This is a genomic window from Waltera sp., from assembly GCF_046969025.1.
Taxonomy (GTDB): Bacteria; Bacillota; Clostridia; order Lachnospirales; family Lachnospiraceae; genus Acetatifactor; species Acetatifactor acetigignens.
This window is the reverse complement of the sequence record NZ_JBKVQF010000014.1, coordinates 76,197-95,458: the sequence shown is the minus strand read 5'-3', so window position 1 is coordinate 95,458 and position 19,262 is coordinate 76,197. Positions and strand designations below refer to the sequence as shown.

Annotated in this window: 15 protein-coding genes and 1 pseudogene; 12 read left to right on the top strand and 4 right to left on the bottom strand. The window is 47.4% G+C overall.

Annotated features, from left to right (window positions below; genetic code table 11):
* The 8 genes from ACLTOH_RS09440 to ACLTOH_RS09405 form a co-directional block, all read left to right on the top strand.
* Positions 1 to 704: LuxR C-terminal-related transcriptional regulator (locus ACLTOH_RS09440; RefSeq protein ID WP_412223997.1), on the top strand; the 704-nt coding region annotated here is incomplete at its 5' end.
* 11 nt (positions 705 to 715) lie between these two features.
* Positions 716 to 1,408, top strand: coding sequence for a hypothetical protein (locus tag ACLTOH_RS09435; protein WP_145985632.1), 693 nt, complete (start codon positions 716 to 718; stop codon positions 1,406 to 1,408).
* Between the two features lie 26 nt (positions 1,409 to 1,434).
* Positions 1,435 to 8,337 carry a right-handed parallel beta-helix repeat-containing protein gene (locus ACLTOH_RS09430; RefSeq protein ID WP_119624239.1) on the top strand — a complete coding sequence of 2,301 codons (6,903 nt, stop codon included), beginning with the start codon at positions 1,435 to 1,437 and terminating at the stop codon, positions 8,335 to 8,337.
* Between the two features lie 190 nt (positions 8,338 to 8,527).
* Positions 8,528 to 9,703 (top strand): ATP-binding protein, encoded by a 1,176-nt coding sequence (locus tag ACLTOH_RS09425; RefSeq protein WP_119624238.1) that lies wholly within the window; start codon positions 8,528 to 8,530, stop codon positions 9,701 to 9,703.
* Positions 9,704 to 10,084: 381 nt separating this feature from the next.
* Entirely contained in the window at positions 10,085 to 11,803 is a 1,719-nt protein-coding gene (locus ACLTOH_RS09420; RefSeq protein WP_119624237.1) for a glycoside hydrolase family 13 protein, read from the top strand.
* A 62-nt stretch (positions 11,804 to 11,865) separates the two neighbouring features.
* The gene (locus ACLTOH_RS09415; RefSeq protein ID WP_119624236.1) at positions 11,866 to 12,729 is read left to right on the top strand and encodes a YitT family protein; all 864 of its coding nucleotides are present in this window, start codon (positions 11,866 to 11,868) and stop codon (positions 12,727 to 12,729) included.
* Positions 12,704 to 12,886, top strand: a complete 183-nt coding sequence (locus ACLTOH_RS09410) for a hypothetical protein (protein ID WP_119624235.1) — start codon at positions 12,704 to 12,706, stop codon at positions 12,884 to 12,886. The genes ACLTOH_RS09415 and ACLTOH_RS09410 overlap by 26 nt, the downstream gene beginning before the upstream one ends.
* A 48-nt stretch (positions 12,887 to 12,934) precedes the next feature.
* Positions 12,935 to 14,218 carry a glycoside hydrolase family 3 protein gene (locus ACLTOH_RS09405; RefSeq protein ID WP_227733400.1) on the top strand — a complete coding sequence of 428 codons (1,284 nt, stop codon included), beginning with the start codon at positions 12,935 to 12,937 and terminating at the stop codon, positions 14,216 to 14,218.
* On the opposite strand, the gene ACLTOH_RS09400 is transcribed toward ACLTOH_RS09405, so the two are convergent.
* Entirely contained in the window at positions 14,197 to 14,499 is a 303-nt protein-coding gene (locus ACLTOH_RS09400) for a nucleotidyl transferase AbiEii/AbiGii toxin family protein (RefSeq protein WP_265104383.1), read from the bottom strand. The two genes, ACLTOH_RS09405 and ACLTOH_RS09400, sit on opposite strands and share 22 nt — an antisense overlap.
* 333 nt (positions 14,500 to 14,832) lie before the next feature.
* Here ACLTOH_RS09400 and ACLTOH_RS09395 point away from each other — a divergent pair, with 333 nt between their 5' ends.
* From ACLTOH_RS09395 to ACLTOH_RS09380, 4 genes are all read left to right on the top strand, one after another.
* Positions 14,833 to 15,102, top strand: coding sequence for an autorepressor SdpR family transcription factor (locus tag ACLTOH_RS09395; RefSeq protein ID WP_118537241.1), 270 nt, complete (start codon positions 14,833 to 14,835; stop codon positions 15,100 to 15,102).
* Complete coding sequence (locus ACLTOH_RS09390; protein WP_118537114.1) at positions 15,099 to 15,749, top strand: SdpI family protein; 651 nt, start codon at positions 15,099 to 15,101, stop codon at positions 15,747 to 15,749. The genes ACLTOH_RS09395 and ACLTOH_RS09390 overlap by 4 nt, the downstream gene beginning before the upstream one ends.
* 30 nt (positions 15,750 to 15,779) lie before the next feature.
* Positions 15,780 to 16,325: a GNAT family N-acetyltransferase gene (locus tag ACLTOH_RS09385; RefSeq protein WP_227733398.1), complete on the top strand. Its 546-nt coding sequence runs from the start codon at positions 15,780 to 15,782 to the stop codon at positions 16,323 to 16,325.
* A 348-nt stretch (positions 16,326 to 16,673) separates the two neighbouring features.
* A complete protein-coding gene (locus ACLTOH_RS09380) occupies positions 16,674 to 17,639 on the top strand; it encodes a PD-(D/E)XK nuclease family transposase (RefSeq protein ID WP_118547930.1) in 966 nt (321 codons plus the stop codon).
* Between the two features lie 95 nt (positions 17,640 to 17,734).
* Here ACLTOH_RS09380 and ACLTOH_RS09375 read toward each other — a convergent pair whose 3' ends face one another.
* The 3 genes and pseudogenes from ACLTOH_RS09375 to ACLTOH_RS09365 all read right to left on the bottom strand — a co-directional run bounded on the left by ACLTOH_RS09375 (position 17,735) and on the right by ACLTOH_RS09365 (position 19,138).
* Positions 17,735 to 18,514 carry an HAD hydrolase family protein gene (locus tag ACLTOH_RS09375; RefSeq protein ID WP_227733397.1) on the bottom strand — a complete coding sequence of 260 codons (780 nt, stop codon included), beginning with the start codon at positions 18,512 to 18,514 and terminating at the stop codon, positions 17,735 to 17,737.
* A 15-nt stretch (positions 18,515 to 18,529) separates the two neighbouring features.
* Entirely contained in the window at positions 18,530 to 18,856 is a 327-nt protein-coding gene (locus tag ACLTOH_RS09370; protein ID WP_227733396.1) for a winged helix-turn-helix transcriptional regulator, read from the bottom strand.
* A gap of 50 nt (positions 18,857 to 18,906) precedes the next feature.
* A pseudogene (locus ACLTOH_RS09365) lies at positions 18,907 to 19,138 on the bottom strand (hypothetical protein).
* Between the last annotated feature and the right edge of the window lie 124 nt (positions 19,139 to 19,262).

The window sequence follows — 19,262 nt, the reverse complement described above, 5'->3', positions numbered from 1 at the left end:
TGCCCAATATGGACGCCATGCTCTGCCGTATTGACATGCACACCGGCGACCTTGATGCGGCGGATGCGTGGTACCGGGAAAAAGCCCCTTGCGAACCAACGCACCTGAATGTCATGCGGCGCTACCAGTATCTCACGCAGGCAATGGTGGAAATTATGCAGAACCGCCCGGACGCCGCTTTGCTGACGCTCTCACCCATGGAGCCGTACATTCAAAACTGCGCCCGCATCATCGACGGCATTCACCTGAATGTCCTGACTGCCATCGCCCTGCGCCGCAAGAAGGATGAGCGGTGGCGCGAGCGATTGACGGCGGCGCTGGGCGCGGCGGCAGAGTACCGATTCATCCGCACCGTCAGCGTATACGGCACGGCAGTGCTGCCGCTGCTGGGGGCACTGGAATGGGATGGCGACAAAAAGTGGTATAAGCAGTTAATGGCGGCGGTGCGGATGCAGGCGGCGTTCTACCCGCATTTCCTCGAACCCCGCCTTGCCCCCGGCGAGGAGCTGACGCCCACGGAGCTACAAATTCTGCATCTCATCTGCGCGGACAAGTCCAACGCCGAGATTGCGCAGATCATGGACGTGAAGCTGCCCACGGTGAAGACCCACGTCAGCCACATTCTCGACAAGCTGGACGTGAAGCGCCGGGCGGAAGCCAGGACAGCCGCAAAAAAGCTGTGGCTCATTCCGGATGATCTATAAAAGCTGAGCCTGTGCTTGAACGGGCTGAATATAAACCTTATACATATATCCTAAAGGAGAATCTTATGAAAAAACGAGTATTGAGTATGTTCATGGCGCTGGCGCTGTGTCTGACGCTCCTGCCCGCACCCGTGCGAGCGGCGGAGGATACGCCGGAGAGCGGCGCCATCGTGCAGCAGGAGCGGCAGGAGGAAATTTCGCCCGCCGTATCCGAACAGGCTGGAACGAATGAGGAAGAGAACGGTTCAGAGGGTGACCCGCAAAATACCGGTACCCCTGACGCCGGTGGCGCTGAGGACAGTAAAGCAGATGCGCCGGAGAGCGGCGAGGATGAAAACGCCGGGAACAATGCGGACGCGGCGGTATCCGCTGTGCAGACGATGATCGATGCGCTGCCCATCGTGAGTGAGTTGGACGGCATGACCGCCGACGAGCTGGACGCAGCTTATGACGACATTCAGGCGGCGTATGATGCTTATGAAGCACTGAACGCAGAGCAGCAGGCGCAGATCACCGGCGCAGACTTCGAGGCGCTGCTCGGCTGGTTCAACAGCCAGACCGCGCTGTTGGCGGACGCACAGTCCGGCGAGCATACCCACTGTGTCTGCGGCAAGGACAGCGGTACAACGGTCATACCCATAACAACAGCACAGCATGGACGGCAGCCGATTCCCTGCCTAATTCTGCGGGCAGCTATTATCTGACGCGGTCTGTGTCGGGGAGCTGGGCTGTGCCAGAAGGCGAGGTCAACCTCTGCCTGAACGGGCAGACGATCAACGGCAAAATCACCATCGGCAGCGGCGCGACGCTGACGCTGACCGACTGCATCGGCAGCGGCAGGGTTCAAGGCGAAGTGACCGTCAACGGCGGCAAATTTGAACTGTACAGCGGCACGATCACCGGCGGCGTGCAGGTCGGTATAAAGGGCAGCGCCTATCAGACCGGCTCGTCCTTTACCATGTATGGTGGAGAGATTACCGGTAATAAAGCAGGCAGCGGCGGCGGTGTGTTCCTTGTCGGCACGACGAATCAGACCGACCCGCCAAGATTCACCATGCATGGCGGAACCATTTCCGATAACACTGCGGGTGCGTCTGACGGCGGTGGCGGCGGCGTATATGTGGGTGAGAAGTGCAGCTTCACCATGGACGGCGGAGCCATCACCGGCAACAAGGCGACCGCCGGCAACGGCGGCGGGATCTATATCCACTTTAACGCCGGCACAGTTTCGATCTCCAACGCCACGATCACCGGCAACAAGGCGTCCGCCACGGGGAATACAAGTTATGGCCACGGGGGCGGCATTTATTCGGAGAGAGGGGTAACCGTCGAGAATGTGACGATCACCGGAAACAACAGTACCTTTGAGGGCGGCGGCATCTATGGAAAGGGCGCTATTACCCTCACCGATGCTACCGTTACCGACAACTCTCAATATGACGTTTACTACGACGGAAGGGAAAGCAACACTCCTGAGCTCACTATTTCCGGCTCGGTGAAGGCCGGTTATTACGCCAATGAAGCTTGGAAGCTGCCCATTCTTGTATCAGGCGCATTGAGAGAGGATTCGGTCATCCGTGTGGGCGTGCGTGAAGGCATAAATCTTGGGGCCATCGCCGAACCGGCAAGCGGCGTGACGCTCAGCGCCGAGAACTTCAAGGCGGACGCCGCCGACTGCGTGACCAGCCTGGGCGATGACGGCAAGGTCTATCTTGTGCCCTGCACGCACGAGATGGACGATACCGGCTACACCTGCAAGAAGTGCCATACGCAATTCGACGCGCGCGTGGGCGATAGCGCCTATTATCAGACGCTGACGAAGGCGTTTGATGCAGCCAGAGGCAACACCGTGACGCTGCTGCGGGATGTGACACTCGCAGGAAATTGCTCTTCTTCTTACACCTACTCAGCGACGCTGGATCTGAATGGCAAAACTGTCAGCAGCGAGCGTTATTACATTAGCGTCGGAGGTGGGAACAAACCCAGGACTCTGACGGTCAAGGATTCCGGAACAGGCGGCGGAACGCAGGCGCTCGATGTCACGTTTTACGTTTCCTCCAACGGAACGCTTGCAGTCGGCGACTCCTACACCGGCAAGATTTCGCGCGTGGAGCTGCAGGCCGGCGGCGCATTGGAGCGCTTTGGCGGCGAAATCGGCGAGTTGGTATTAAGCAATGCTGCGGCTGGCTCCACAAGTACGGGCTACAATCTGAAGCTGTGGAATGGCAATACAAACGCCTGCACCATCGGCAAGATCACGGACAGCACGAAGAGCAAGAGCCTCACCGTTCAAGACCTGCTGAAAACCAACCATGCAAAGTGCGAGCTGTACGGCGAAAAGGACGGTACATGGAGCATCGTTGATAAGAGCGCTAAAATTGTGGACTTGACCGGCTATACAACGTACAAGGTGCAGTTCCCGGAGTGCGTCCATCAGTGCGCCGATGACAGCAACCCCGTGTGCTCTGTGTGCCACAAGGACCTGTATACGAAAATTACCGCCCAGAGCACCGACGGCACGACCAAGACTGCCTACTTCACGGAAGACAGTGCGCTGGAACACGGCTATGTAGAGGCCATCCAGACCTTGAACGGCTGGAGCAATGAGGGCTGCACCGAGCCGACGCTGACCCTGCTGCGGGATATGTATGCTTTCGGCACCTCCATGCCGCTGACCGGCACGCTGACGCTGAAGGGCGGAACGCACACCGCCAAGAATGTGACGGTCGCTAAAAACGCGGACGTGACCTTTGCCAGCGGCAGCTATAAAGGTGCGACCATCGACGGCACGGCGACGGTGAAGGAGGGCGTCACATTTACCGACGCCTCCGTCGAGGTGAACGGTACGCTGAACGCCAAGGGCGGTACCTTCACTGGTAATGTCAAATTCAACGGCAGCAGCATCGCGAACATCAGCGGCGGCAGCTTTAATAATGAAAAGAAATATGGCGGCGTTACGTTTGACTACAATGTCACGGGGACGATCACCGGCGGCACGTTTACCTTCGCGGATTTTTACACCACCAAAGTCAAGCTCTCCGGCGGCACATTTACGATGATCAAAACCAACGGCGACCGCAAACTCGCCGACCTGCTGGCGGAGGGCGCGGCGTATTACGGAGCAAGTGATAATCAGGCTGTGACCAATGATAGAGTGAATACGCTGGAAAATGTCAAGGTCGTGTCGCATACGCACAACGGCGGCACGGACGGCAAGGGCATTTGCAGTGTCTGTAAGAAGCAGATGGCGGCGTCGCTGACCATCGGCGACAAGACGAGCTGGTACACGGCCTTTGCCACTGCCATTGAGGCGGCGAACGCGGCGGACGGTGCAAAGACCATCACGCTGTATCAGAATGTGGATGACACTGTCAACGGGAAGCGGACCACCTATGAGCTGACCCGCGGGCCGGTGACGCTGGCGACCGGCGGGAAAACGGTCGATGGTGTGGACCTCATCGCCAAGGGCATTTCTCTGACGGTCACGGGCAGCAACGGAGGCTTCTATGTGACGGTGGACGGCAAAGACGCGGAATTGACCGTCAAGGACAAGGATACGAAGCTCGCCATTGTCACGGCGAAGAACGGCGGAAAGCTTTCGCTGAGCAACGGCACCTTCAGCCGTGTGGCTGTAAAGGACGACGGCAGCAGCGCCAGCCTCAGCGGCGGCAGCTACGGCGCGATCACGAGCGATGCCGGCTATGTCAAGCCCTACGCGCTGCTGGCGAAGGGGTACGCTTACAAAAAAACAACGGATAATGAATGGCTCCCCAACGCCAATTCAATCCCGTCAAAAGTCACCGTTGAAAAAGCCCCCTTCGCGGTCGAAAAGATCTATCCGAATAGCGATACGAACTACACCGGAAGCTCGGCGTTTGCGACGGACGGCAATATCACGCTGACTGCGGTAATCGCGTCCGAGCCCGAAACGGAGAACGTCACCTACTACTACTGGTGGGAGCTGTTTAACGAATCAGAAAACGACTGGACCACGAGTTTCAAAAAAGTTAATACTGCAACGCATACCGGCGAGAAGAGCAAGACGCTCACAATCTCCGGGCTGCCCGTAGACAAGAGCTATCAGTACCACATTTACGTCCAGTGCAGCAACGGCTACAATTGCTACAGCGAGCCGTTCACCGTGACCCAGCATCAGCATAGCTGGACGTACACGGCAAGCGGCGCGACCATCACCGCGAAGTGTACGGCAGAGGGCTGCTATCTGACCGACGGAAACGGCGGCAGCGTGACCATTGCGGCCCCCGCCGAGCTGACCTACAGCGGGGAAGGCAAACCCGCCACGGTGACTGCAAGCAGCGATTGGCAGGGTCCGGCGGCGAGTGGGATCACCATCAGCTACATAAAGACGGGCACGTATGGTCAACAGATGTTGGAAAACGGCGCGCTCCCCACCGACGCGGGCGAGTACACCGCCAGCATCACGGTGGGCGAGGGTAACAAGGCTGCCACTGCCAGCGTGGAGTATACCATTCAGAAGGCTAATCCGGTGGTGACCGAATGGCCGACGCTTTCTGCATCGGTTTATGTCAACAGTGAAGCGACCCTCACCGGCGGCAGCGGCGAAGGCACCTTCGCTTTCAAGGCAGGTGCTGCGAAATCTTGGGACAGCGCAGGCAGCAAGACCACCACGATTGTGTTTACTCCCACAGATACCAATAATTACAAGGAGCTGACTCAGGACTATAACGTAACGGTTGTCAAGCGTACGGTAAAGAGCTGCCATACGCTGACTGGCATTACGGACAAGCCCTACGGAACGGCGCTGGAAGAGCTGGGACTACCCGAAACCGTGACGATCACCACGGAGGACGGCAAAACATTTGATAAGATCCCCGTCACATGGAGCGGTTATAATCCGAATACGCTGGAGGAGCAGACGCTCACCGGAACATTAGATCTTACTTCGATTGCTAACGAGGTGGAGCAGCCCGGCATGCCTGTGACGGCGCAGATCAAGGTCAAACTCACGCAGAAGAACTTCAGCGGCATTTCGCCTGAGGCTTATGATGGTGTGTATGACGGTAAGGCGCACGGAATCACCCTCACCGGCGTGCCCAGTGGCGCAACCGTAAAATACGGCGAAAGCGCAGATAGCTGCACACAGGACAGCCTGACCTACACCAACTTCACGAATGGTCCAAAGATCGTATTTTATAAGGTCTCCCAGTTCGGCTATGCGGATGCTTCCGGCTCCGCCTGGGTAAATATTACCAAACGCCCACTCACCGTTTCCAGCATCACGGAAAATAAGACCTATGCGTATGCTTCCGGTTCAGACGGTAAGGCAATCGGTGTGAATATTGCAGGAAAGCTTCCGACGGATAGGGGAACTACAGCATATGCGGTTGCAAAGACAGATACAGAGAAGCTTTTAAGTGAGGTAACAGTCGATACAGCCGGAAATCTGACCTATAAAGTAAATCAGGTAGATGCGTCCAAGGTTGGAAAGACAGCAATTATCACGGTAACAGCTTCGATGGAGAACTATGCGAATGCTGGATACACGCTGACGATTAGTATTACAGATAAGAAGACGGTAGAGATTAAGAGCGGAAACACCGTATCTGTAGATGGAAGCAATGCGCTGACCTATGGGGAAAAGGTTTCAAAGCTGACACTTGGAAATACCGTTTTTGTGGAAGCCGGTACAGATGATGTGATAGAAGGTATTCTTTCATGGAGCAATCCGGACGAGATACCGGCAGCCGGAACCACACAGGCGGGCTGGGTATTCAAGCCGGCAGACAGTACGTATTACGCGGAACTTACCGGAACAGCAGCCATCACAGTAGCCAAGGCAACTCCGATAGTTGTAACAGTACCAACCGTTGCAGAGCGTGGATACAATCCGGATGCTGCGCTTACCGGTTCAGATATAACAGGCGGAAGTGTGACAGGGGCAGATGGCAATTCACTTGCCGGAACATGGAGCTTTACAGGAACGAACATCATTCCGACTGTAAACAACAAAGGCTATCAGGCAGTATTTACACCTGATGACACAAACAACTACAATACAGTAACTAGAACAATAACAGTTACGGTCAATAAGGCAGCGAAAGCTCCAAACATGCCGGAAGCTGCAATGACACCGGCACACAGCACAAAGAAGGTTGGCAATATTACACTTCAGGAAGGATGGAGCTGGCAGGAGGCAGATAAGGACACGGTGCTTGCAGATGGTGTGGCTGTGACGGCGACTGCGGTTTATATAGGAGCTGACAAGGGAAATTATGAGACAGAAAGTGTAAGCATTACGATTACAAGAAGAGAATGTGATCACACGCACACTGAAATACGGAATCAGCGGGAAGCGACCTGCACGCAGACCGGATACGCAGGAGATACCTATTGTACGGACTGCGATAAACTTATGAGTACCGGAAAAGAGCTGGCAGCATTGGGACATGATTATAAAGTAACCGTAACAAAGCAGCCAACGACAACCGAGGAAGGCATCAGAACCTACACCTGCACCAGATGCAACAGCAGCTACACAGAGAGCATTGCGAAGCTGCCGGAGGAAAAGCACACTCACAACTATACGGGAAGCATTACGAAGGAAGCAACCTGTACAGAGGCAGGGGTAAGGTCTTATACCTGTTCCTGTGGAGACAGCTACACGGAGAATATTCCGGCAACAGGACACAGCTATGTATCAAAAGTAACCAAAGCTGCAACGACAACAGAGGAAGGCATCATGACCTACACCTGCTCCAAGTGCGGACACAGTTACACACAGCCGATCGCTAAGATCAAGTCCGATGACAGCAACAAGGATAATGGCAGCCAAAACCAGAAACCGCAGTCTGGCACACACAATGGTAATCAGAATCAGAAGCCACAGCCTGATACGGATAATGGTAAGGACAATGGTACTTCAATTAAGCCATACATCAAGGATGACAGCGGCAAGGAAGGCTGGGATGTGATCAAGCCACAGCTTGAAGAAGCTAAGGCAGGCGATACGGTAACGGTTGCAATGAACGGAACGACGGTAGTACCGAAAGATGTAATTGACAGTATCAAGGGCAAAGATACAACACTTGTTCTTGACATGGGAAATGGTCTTTCCTGGAAAATCAATGGACAGGATATTACTGATGCAGCCGGAGATATTGATTTTGATGTGACAGTCGGAGCCGATGCAGGAAAATCCATTCCTGTGGATGTGATCAACAACGTGACAGGGGAACGTTCTTCCATGAACCTGACGCTTGCTTATGACGGAGAGTTTGGATTTACAGCCACACTGACCGTCAACATGGAATCAAAGAATGCAGGACTGTATGCGAACCTGTTCTACTACAATGAACAGACCGGAGAACTGGAATTTATCAGTGCCGGACAGATTGATCCGGATGGAAATGCGGAACTTGTATTTACCCATGCATCAGATTACACGATTGTTGTTGATACCAGGATTATGAGTGATAACGGTCAGGCAGACAACAAATCTGATGAAACCATTCCTGCGTCTAAGACAGATGACAGCACTTCAAAATATACATGGAATAATACGATAATCATTATTATAGGTATCTGTATTATGCTGATTGTTATTGGAGCCGTATTCTATGTAAGAAAAAAGAGTGGTTCAGAAGAAGAATAATGATGATTTCATAGGAGTTGCACGATTTAATAGAAAGAGCAAAATCAACAAAAAACAGCTAAAAGTATGTATTTAATATTTGGTGCTCACTTTTTAACATGATATCTATAAAAAGATCCGATGTAAAACAAAAAACTGGTTTACATCGGATCTTTTTAGTATATAATGATTATTGAAAGGCGGTGGAAGTATGCTCATAAGATATATGTTTGACAATTTTTGTTCGTTCAAGGAAGAGTGTGAGTTTTCATTAGAAGCACCAGGCGGGAAAGTAAAGAAGCGCTTTCCGGATAACTATATTACAACAGAAACAGGATACGACTTGCTGAAAACGGCAGTTATCGTAGGTGAGAACGCAGGTGGTAAGTCCAACTTTATAAATGGATTAAAATATCTGAAATCATTGTTTGATACAAACATGAAAGTGCAGTCTGTTAATTCATATATTAACGCAGATACTTTGATGGAGTGTAATAATCCCAAACAGAAATTTAATGTAGTATTCTTAGCGGGGAATCATTATATTTATGAGTATGAAACTATTGTTGATACAAAAGGAATCTATAGCGAAAAACTTATCAGAAGCAGCCAGCGGAAATCAGCTGAGCATGTAGTGTTTGATATTTTACGGGATCAGGAGAACATATATACATTACAAAGAGGAACAGCCAGGGAAGTGACAGCTGCTCTTAAGAATAGCAATAATAGTAACGGATTATTTGTAGTTAAACTGGCTCTTCTCGGAAATAAGGATGCGTCAGCAACTGTTGAATGGATGTTAAATGTCCTATATCCGGGTAATATCCCCTCTGACAATATAGACAGCATTGTCAGGCAGGAACGGGATCTTGAAATTATGAAAGATCCAAGATATGTAGAAATTTTTAAGATGGTAGATTACAGCATTTGCGGAATTGAAGTGGATGATGAGAAGCCTTATTCTAAAACTCTGGTAATTCGTAAGAATGCACAGGGAAAGCAGTTTAAGAGAGAATTATCACAGGATTCAACCGGTGTCAGAGAATTTTTTGCATGGGCTGTACAGATATTTCGCGTGGTATATGAAAATAAAGTGGTATTTGCAGATGAGATGGACCGGGTTCTTAATCCAATCTTGTCAGACCGTGTTATTGCGTATATTAACGGTATGGAGCACAGAGGGCAGTTTGTATTTTCTACACATAATGTATTACACCTAAATTTGAAGACATACATGAAAGAGCAGATTTATTTCATTACAAAAAGTAAAGATGAATTGACATCAGAATTGTATTCTCTAGCAGATTTTCCGGAAGTGAGGTATGAAAACACTAAGATATATGAGTTTTATATGAAGGGAATATTGGGAGGTACGGCATTTGAGTAGAAAAACAAGAGTCCTCCAGAAGAGGTTTGCAGTATTCTGTGAGGGAGATACAGAATATAATTATATAGACAAGATGAGAAAGAATCAGGGCGTATCTGTATTATGCTGATTGTTATTGGAGCCATATTCTATGTAAGGAAAAAGAGTGGTTCAGAAGAATAAGTATCTGACATAGTAATTGAATAAAAGTGTGAAGGTGGGAGCGTAAGCGCCCACCTTTTACAGTTGAAGAAGAAAAAATCTATTACAGCTCCGTTGCCCCAACAGAACAGGCAGAAACGGTGACCTTTTTATCGTTTTGTGACTTGTGCAGCATAATAAAAAGGAATTATAATCAAGAAGGAAAAAACGCTTTTTTCGAGCTATAGAAAGGAAAAAATTATGGAATATTCAGCAATTCTTCATGATATGGATAAAAGATTCTGCTATGCAATCGATAAGGATTTATTTGTGATACGTGTGCAGGTAAAAAAAGATGATATAAAAGAGATCATTCTTCATTATGAGGACAAGTACATACCATTGGGATGGAAGGATACACGAAAGACGATTTCGATGAAGAAGGTTGCCACATCACAGTTTCATGATTATTATGAGGCACAGCTTCAGATGCATTTAATATGCCTCCGTTATTATTTTGAATTTACGGATATGCAGGGAGAAAAGGTATATTACGGCAACTATGAGTTTAGCAGGGAATGCATTACAAACAGGGACAGAATGTTCGACTGTCCGCAAAACCTTCGTGAGGAAGAAATGTTTGAGGTGCCGGAGTGGGCAGCAAACAAGGTTGTGTATCAGATTTTTCCATCTCGCTTTGCAGCATCACAGCCAATAGACAAGGAGCTGTGGTATAAAGCCCCCATTACATCTAAGGATAATCTGCATGGTGATCTCAGAGGAATTATTGATCATTTGGATCATATTCAGAAGCTGGGAATAGATGTTGTGTATTTAACACCTATTTTTAAATCGGATTCCTGCCATAAATATGATACCACTGATTATTACCAGATTGATCCTTCCTTCGGAACAACAGAGGATCTTAAGGAGCTGGTGCAAAAAGCGCATGAGTGTGGAATGAAAGTAGTGATGGATGCGGTATTCAACCATACAGGAAGAGATTTTTTTGCATTTAAGGATATTATAGAAAAAGAAGATAAATCCAGATATCTGGACTGGTATTTTATCGAGAGATTTCCGCTGAAGGGTGAAAAAGGAGAAACTCCTAACTTCAAATGTTTTGGTTATTATGGCGGAATGCCAAAGTTAAATCTGAAAAATCCGGAGGTTGAAAAATTCGTTACAGATGTTGCATGTTATTGGATTAAGGAATGCGATATCGATGGATGGAGAATGGATGTAGGTGACGAAATCAGTCATTTCTTCTGGAAGCGATTTAGAAAGGCTGTTAAGGCAGTAAAAAAGGATCTGCTGATCATTGGAGAAATCTGGCATTATGCAGGAGATTTTCTTGAGGGAGATGAATGGGATACGGTCATGAATTATCCATTTTACCTGAATCTCATAGATCTGCTTGCAGATGAAAAAATCAATGTCAGCCAGTTTATACAGAATCTTGGATATTTGAAGGGGCGCTTAAACAAAAAATGCTATCCTCTAATGTGGAATCTGATCGACAGCCATGATACAGCAAGATTTCTACATCTATGTGATGATAATAAGAAAAAGCAGCATTTGGCTGCAGCTTTTCAATTGTTATTACCGGGAATGCCCATGATTTATTACGGAGATGAATTCGCGATGCCCGGAGCAAATGATCCGGATTGCAGACGTGGCATGTACTGGGATGAAGAATACCAGGATAAAGAGATGTTTGAATGGTATAAGCAGCTGCTGAAGGTGCGAAAAAACCATGCATGTATCGTAGAGGGTGAACCGATGGAACTAGCTGCAAGGGACGAGGAAGAGACGATCGTCCTGACCAGAAAAAATGGAGAAGAGACACTCGCTTTGATCTTCAACTGCAGCAGCAGCGCAAGAATGTTTAATGAGTATGCGCAAAAATATGATTTACTTAGAGAGAATCCCTTTGATGGAAAAATAGAGGGACTTGATGCCGCTGTAATAGTACTCTAAGAATAATAAGATGAGAAGAGTATAGAAACAAATTAAAATATATCGTTGGAGAAAATGTTATTATGAAGAAAAAAATAAATTATGCAGAAATAATGAAGGAGACAGGGATCCTGACTGTGGCGGTGGCCATCATCGCGGCAGCAGTCTACTTTTTCCTGGTGCCAAGTCACGCGTCGGTCAGCAGCATCTCCGGTCTGGGAATCGTATTGGCTAACTTTATTCCGCTTCCGTTGTCTGCCATTACCATGATTCTGAACGTGGTATTGTTACTGATCGGATTTGTTACCTGTGGCAGAGAGTTCGGAGTCAAAACGGTGTATACCTCTGTGATGCTGCCGATATTTTTGGGACTTTTCGAGATTCTGTTTCCGAATTTCGGATCCCTGACAGACAGTCAGGAGCTGGACGTGCTCTGCTATATTCTGGTGGTCAGCGTGGGACTCAGCATTCTGTTCAACCGGAATGCATCTTCCGGAGGACTGGATATTGTAGCAAAGATCATGAACAAATATCTCCATATGGAACTGGGTAAGGCTATGTCTCTCTCCGGTATGTGTGTGGCGCTGTCCGCGGCACTGGTATATGATAAGAAAACGGTGGTGCTAAGTATCCTGGGTACCTATTTCAACGGAATCATTCTGGATCATTTTATTTTTGACAATAATATCAAGCGGCGTGTCTGCATTATCACGAAAAAAGAAGAAGAACTGCGCCAGTTTATTACAAGAGATCTGCACAGCGGCGCTACGATCTATGAAGCCACCGGTGCCTATCATTTTGAAAAACACAACGAGATCATCACCATTGTGGACAAAAGCGAGTACCAGAAGTTAATGAAATTTATCAATGAACTGGATCCCAAGGCGTTTATTACCGTATATAATGTATCGAGTATGAAGTATCAGCCGAAGACCGGGGCCTTTTGACCCTGACTTTGATGCCTACGGATTGTTCCGTGCTACGTACTCTCACAATCCTCCCCTCTATTCGCATATCGTGGGATTATCATCCCACTTTTATGCTCATATCGGGGCGGGTCCTAAGGTCTTTCACCCACTTATGAGCAAGCTCATGTGGGCTTAGACCTTTTGCCCCTGGCATCTTTATAATAATATTATGGAGAAATGCGAAATGAAAAAGGTGCGGAATATCGTAGTGATCGTGTTATCTGTCATATGTGTTGGAATTCTGGTTTTTTTGTTGTGGAATTTAAGAAGTACAGAGGAGTCTGCACAGGAAATAATACCGGAAGTTCAGCCGGAGCCTATGTCGGAACAGAGTGTATCGGATTCTGATGTGAGCGGCAACGGTGCGGAGAACAGTGCAGATCCTACGGAATTGCCGGAGACAGAAGAAAGCGAACCGGTGAAAACGGAAGATCCTGTAGAGCAGAGGGCAGAAGGACTCCTGGCAGGAATGACCTTAGAGGAAAAAGTCGGACAGATGTTCATCGCCCGGTGCCCGGAGACGGATGCAGCATCCAAAGTGACGCAGTATCATCTCGGCGGATATATCTTATTTGCCCGGGATTTTGCCGGGAAGACAAAAGAGGAAGTAACAGCAGCCATTCAAAGCTATCAGAATGCTGCAAAAGTGCCTCTGCTGATCGGTGTGGATGAGGAAGGCGGCACGGTAAACCGTGTCAGCAAAAATGCGAACTTGCGGGAAACGCCTTTTGCCTCTCCTCAGGAACTGTATGCGCAGGGCGGATGGGATCTTATTCGGAGCGACACACAGGAAAAATGTCAATTACTGCAGAGCCTGGGAATTAATCTGAATTTTGCTCCGGTATGCGATGTATCACAGGATCCGCAGGATTTTATTTATGCCCGCAGTTTCGGGCAGGATGCGGAACAGACGACGGAGTATGTGAGGACCGTCGTGCAGACCATGTCGCAGGAACAGATGGGAAGTGTATTAAAGCATTTCCCGGGATATGGCAATAACTCCGATACGCACACCGGTGTTGCTTATGATGAACGTCCTTATGAAACATTTGTAAATTCTGACTTTCTGCCGTTTCAGGCAGGAATCGATGCCGGAGCCGATATGGTACTGGTATCCCACAATGTGGTTTCCTGCATGGATGATCAGGAGCCGGCCTCCATATCTCTGTCGGTACATAATATTTTGCGTAATGAATTAGGGTTTGACGGCGTGATCATTACCGATGATCTGGTCATGGAAGGAGTACGGCAGTTCGCCGGGGATGCGGAGATTGCCGTAAGGGCGGTACAGGCAGGAAACGATATGCTGTGCTGCACCGATTTTGAAGTACAGGTACCCGCAGTCATCAAGGCGGTCGAAACCGGTGAGATCACCGAGGAACGCCTCAACGAATCGGTTCTGCGTATTTTGAAAATGAAAATAGAGCTGGGCATCATTGCGGATTATCAGAATTTCTCTAATTGGTGAACTGATTCCATAATAGTATTGAAGCTTGGAATATCGCCATATAACATATCTTTCATAGCTTCATAATCATTGATGAGGGCTGGAAAGCGGTATTCCGGTGGAATCAGCTTTAAGGTGCCGGGAATTGCTTCCGGATATTTAGCCCATGCTCTTGGATAAAATTTCATTTTGAAATCAACAACTGTTTTCAGAAGATCTATGTGAGAGAAAGCAACATCTTTTACTGGGGTCTGGGCCATTCTATAAAGATCATAGTAATGTCTGGAATATCGTTGAGGCATGAATTTCAGTATTTTTCTGCTCAAAGATTTTTGGGTAGTATACAGCTGTATACGGTTCAATGCTTGCAATTTTAGCAGGTGTCCAGGCTGCTAATGCACCGATTTCCAGACGGATTACCTGTAGGGTAGAAGGATTTGTGAACAGATTTGGATAAGCGAAAATAACAGTCTGTTTGTCATTCTCATCTATGTAAATATTAGCGTCACACCCCAGTTGAATAAAGATGTTTCGGAAGACACAACTATTTCAAAAATATTTTAAATACCTGTGGACAAGCAAAAGGGAGTATGCTATATTCTATTTAAAGATAATTTTAAATGGGTAAGAAGATTATGAAAGAAACGAATATTTTTAAAGTATTGGCGGATCAACAACGGAGAGAGATTCTGATAATGCTAAAAGATGGCCGATTAAATGCCGGGGAGATTGCCGAAAAATTACAAGTCACACCGGCTGCTTTGTCTTACCACTTAAAACTGTTAAAAAGCGCCGACTTAGTATCCGAATATAAGGAAAAAAACTTTATATTTTACGAAATCAATACGACAGTTTTTGATGAATTAATTCTATGGATTAACCAGTTTGGAGGAGCAAAGGGATGAAAAAAATCATGTGGATTGTTGCGGTGCTACCAGTGGTGGTTGCAAGTATGATGTTACAGGTGATACCGGATATGATACCGCATAAAATCGGAATTTTTATTTTTCCGATAGTTATTTTGTGTGTTACATTCTTTTGGCACCTTTTAATTGGTACATTCGAAAAAAAGACCGTGAAAGCAAGTACGGATAAAGAACGTATGGAAGCAAATTCCTCCGCAAGGGTACTATGCGTGGTAGGACTATCGCAGGCTATCATGTTTGGAATTATGAATTATTGTATCCTTTATTCCTCTTGTGTGCAGGAAAATGTGAATGGTTCAAAGGTAACAGTTGATATTGCAAGGATTTCCTGCATCTTATGTGGAATTATTTTTGTTGTAGTAGGAAATTATATGACAAAGGCAAAGCGAAATACGGTAGTTGGGTTTCGAACGGCCTGGAGTATGTATAATGATAATACATGGAGAAAAAGTAACCGTTTTGGAGCCATCAGTATTGTTGTTGCAGGAGTATTGACCATTATTACGGCTGCATTTGCCAATGGAATAACCAGTACAATTTTATTATTGGTGTATTTATTATCAGCAACGATTATTGCAATATTATACTCGAAAAAGGTCTATGACCAAGAAAAAAGAGAAGTTTGAGGTTGCACTTATATGGGAGAATGATTATTTATGAAAACAAAAAGATTAGTATTAAGAAAATGGACAGAGGCAGACGCAGAGAGTTTATATGAGTATGCAAAAGATTCGGAAGTCGGCCCTATCGCAGGATGGCCACCCCACAAGTCCGTAGAGGAAAGCCTCGATGTGATCAGAAATGTATTCAATGGTCCGGAGTGCTATGCCATCTGTGAAAAAGAGAATGGGAAAGCAATCGGTGCCATTGAACTGAAATTGAAGGGCCACACGGATATGACAGACCGTGAGGACGAGTGTGAACTGGGCTATTGGCTGGGACAGCCATTTTGGGGAAAAGGGTACATGCCGGAGGCCGCAAAGGAAATTCTGCGCCATGGATTCGAAGAACTTGGGATGAACACCATATGGTGCGGATATTATGAGGGAAATCAAAAATCCAAAAGAGTGCAGGAAAAGGTCGGTTTCGTGTACCATCATACCTGCGAAAATGTTCCCGTGCCTTTACTGAAGGAAGTAAGAACTGGTCATACAAATGTAATGACAAAAGCGCACTGGGAGGAAATAAACGAAGGAAGGTAACGATTTTGTTTGTTTTACATGCAATGTACGAGGGGATCGTAAAAGGTCCCCTTAAATGATATCATTTTGAAATATAGTTATTGCATAATTAGAAAACATAGAGTATGCTTTGTTTATAAGTACACTTCACTTATGAAAATTTCTATGTCAGCAAAAGCTGATGTCTGAGACTTTGATAAAAAAGTCAGCCGAACCCTCAAGATAATACAACAGAAGAATAAGGGGAGGCAAAACACCACAGAAAACCAGTTGTATCACAAAAACAGGTAAGCTATAATATAGATATGTATAGATTCCTTTTGCGTCTGAAAATATCTATAGTTGCCTGACACAAAAGGAGGAAATTAATTGAATACAGAATTGAAGAATGCGGTAAAAGCAGCCGATCTGAAAGCACAGTATGATGCAAGAGTGAAGCGGCTGGTAGGACACAAAAGAGTTCTGGCACAGATTTTGATCAAAACTGTGGATGAATTTAAGGGGATGAATCCCAAAACAGTTGCAAACTGCATAGAAGGAACCCCTTATATCAGCACTGTGCCTGTGGAGCCGGGGCTGACCAACGCAGTGCTTGACAAAAACGGACAGCGTATTGTTGGTTTTAATACGGAAAGTCAGGAGATCAACGAAGGACTGGCGAGATTTGATATTGTTTTTTATGTGCGGACGAAGGATGGTCTGTCGCAGATCATTATTAACGTAGAAGCACAGAAGGATGAACCGGGAGAGTACGAGATCTTAAACCGGGCAATTTTCTATGTCAGCAGACTTGTCTCTTCCCAGAAGGAAAGGGATTTTGAGAATTCCCGCTACGATGACATCAAGCGTGTGTATTCCATCTGGGTATGCATGAATATGGATGAGAATACTATGAGCCATATCCACCTTACCAAAGAGGATGTGATCGGTTCCTATGAGTGGAAGGGAAATCTGGATCTGATCAACATCGTAATGATAGGATTGGCAAGGGAACTGCCGGAACATGATGAAACCTACGAATTACACCGCTTGCTGGGGGCATTGCTGTCCCAGGAATTGAGTGTAGATGAAAAGCTGAACATCATAGGAAATGAGTATAATATTCCCATAGAAGAAAATATGAGAAAGGATGTGAGCGCTATGTGCAATTTAGGCGAAGGAATTGAAGAAAAAGGAATTGCAATCGGACGAGAAAAGGGGCGTATAGAAGGCCGAATAGAAGGCGAAGCCGGCCTCATTCTGAAAATGTATAAGAATGGTCTGTCGGCAGAGCAGATAGCCTCCGCTACAGACAAACCGCTAGAAGAAGTGAAAGAAATTATTGCCGGAATATAACGGGCATTACGAAAACAGTACTTTTACCACGAGACAGAAGGAAGCAGCCTAAGTCGCAGAATACCTCCGGAAAAAGCAGATCATCCGGACATGGCTTAAGAGTATCCGTTTAAAATTTCTCGCAAAATGTCTTCCGGGCGCGGCGTGTGATCCGGGTATTTTTCCCGAAGGGGCGCCGCTGCACCATCCATAATATAAGGATGTCCCACGATATCCAGCATGGATACGTCGTTATAATTGTCACCGAATGCCATGACATCTGTAAGGTCAATACCAAGGATCCTGCAGATAGAGGTGACACCGATGCCTTTGTTGGCAAGGGTGGTATCGATCCAGTAAGGTCCCGCCACCGCACAGTTCGCCTGCTCCCAGCGGGGGACGAAGCGGTCAGCATAAGCCGCTACGCCTTCATGGAGATATACAGAGACCTTTACGATATCCTCCGGAATTTCGGAAGGATCCTGAATGACCTGATAGTTGTTGCCAATAAACTTTATTCTGTCCAGCATTCCCAGCCCACGTTCCATCAGATAAGCCGTATTCTGTCCGGAGAGCATGACTTCGCCCTGCCCGTCACTCCGGCTCCACAGATCTTCTGCAATCTCTTCCGCCAGGGCACGGGGCATGGGATTTTTCGCAATGCACAGCTCGTCCTTGTAGATCACGCCACCGTTTTCACATAAGAAAATACAGCAATCCGCCACCGGAGCGAACAGCTTCCGCAGACTGGTATACTGTCTTCCAGACGCCGGGCAAAACAGGATCCCCCGGTCATGAAGTGCCCGGATCTGGTCAAAAATCTCGCCTTCCAATTCTTTTTTTCCATATTGTAAAAGTGTACCATCGAGGTCACTGCAGACTAATCTGATTCCCATAGTCGGAATTCCTTTCTATATGGTTCCGTTTTTATAATTCGTTCCCCATTCCTGCATGGCATCCAGGATTGGGCGCATGGTCTCGCCGAGGTCACTCAGGGCATATTCCACCCGGGGCGGTACTTCCGGGTAGACGGTCCGGGTGATCAGCCCGTCCTCTTCTATGGAGCGGAGGGAGTCGGTCAGAACCTTCTGGCTGATGCCTTCCAGACTTTTCTTCAATTCATTGAATCTCCAGGGGCGCATCATTAAATTTCTCATTATCAACAATTTCCATTTACTTCCGATCAACTGTACTGTGGTGGCTACCGGGCATTCGGGTAATTCGTCCTTCGTCAACATAAGATCACCTCTCAAAAGTATAAAATATAATGATGCCAGGGTCAAAAGGTCTAAGCCCACATGAGCTTGCTCATAAGTGGGTGAAAGACCTTAGGACCCGCCCCGATATGAGCATAAAAGTGGGATGATAATCCCACGATATGCGAATATTGGGTAGGGTGCTATGTGCCAGTGGCACATGTCTAGCACGGACCGAAGCGGAGCGGAGACGTGGGAGTGCGTAACACGGAACAATCCGTAGGCATCAATAACAATGTAACATGATAGGCCGCATCCGTCCATAGGTTACAAAAAGGTGCCTATGTAATAAAAAAGTGCGTACTTTTTTTGCCGTTCCGCTCTTGCTATTCTGTAAATGCAACGGGGCGAAAGCCTGAAAATACACATATTACAGGAGGTAAGTAAA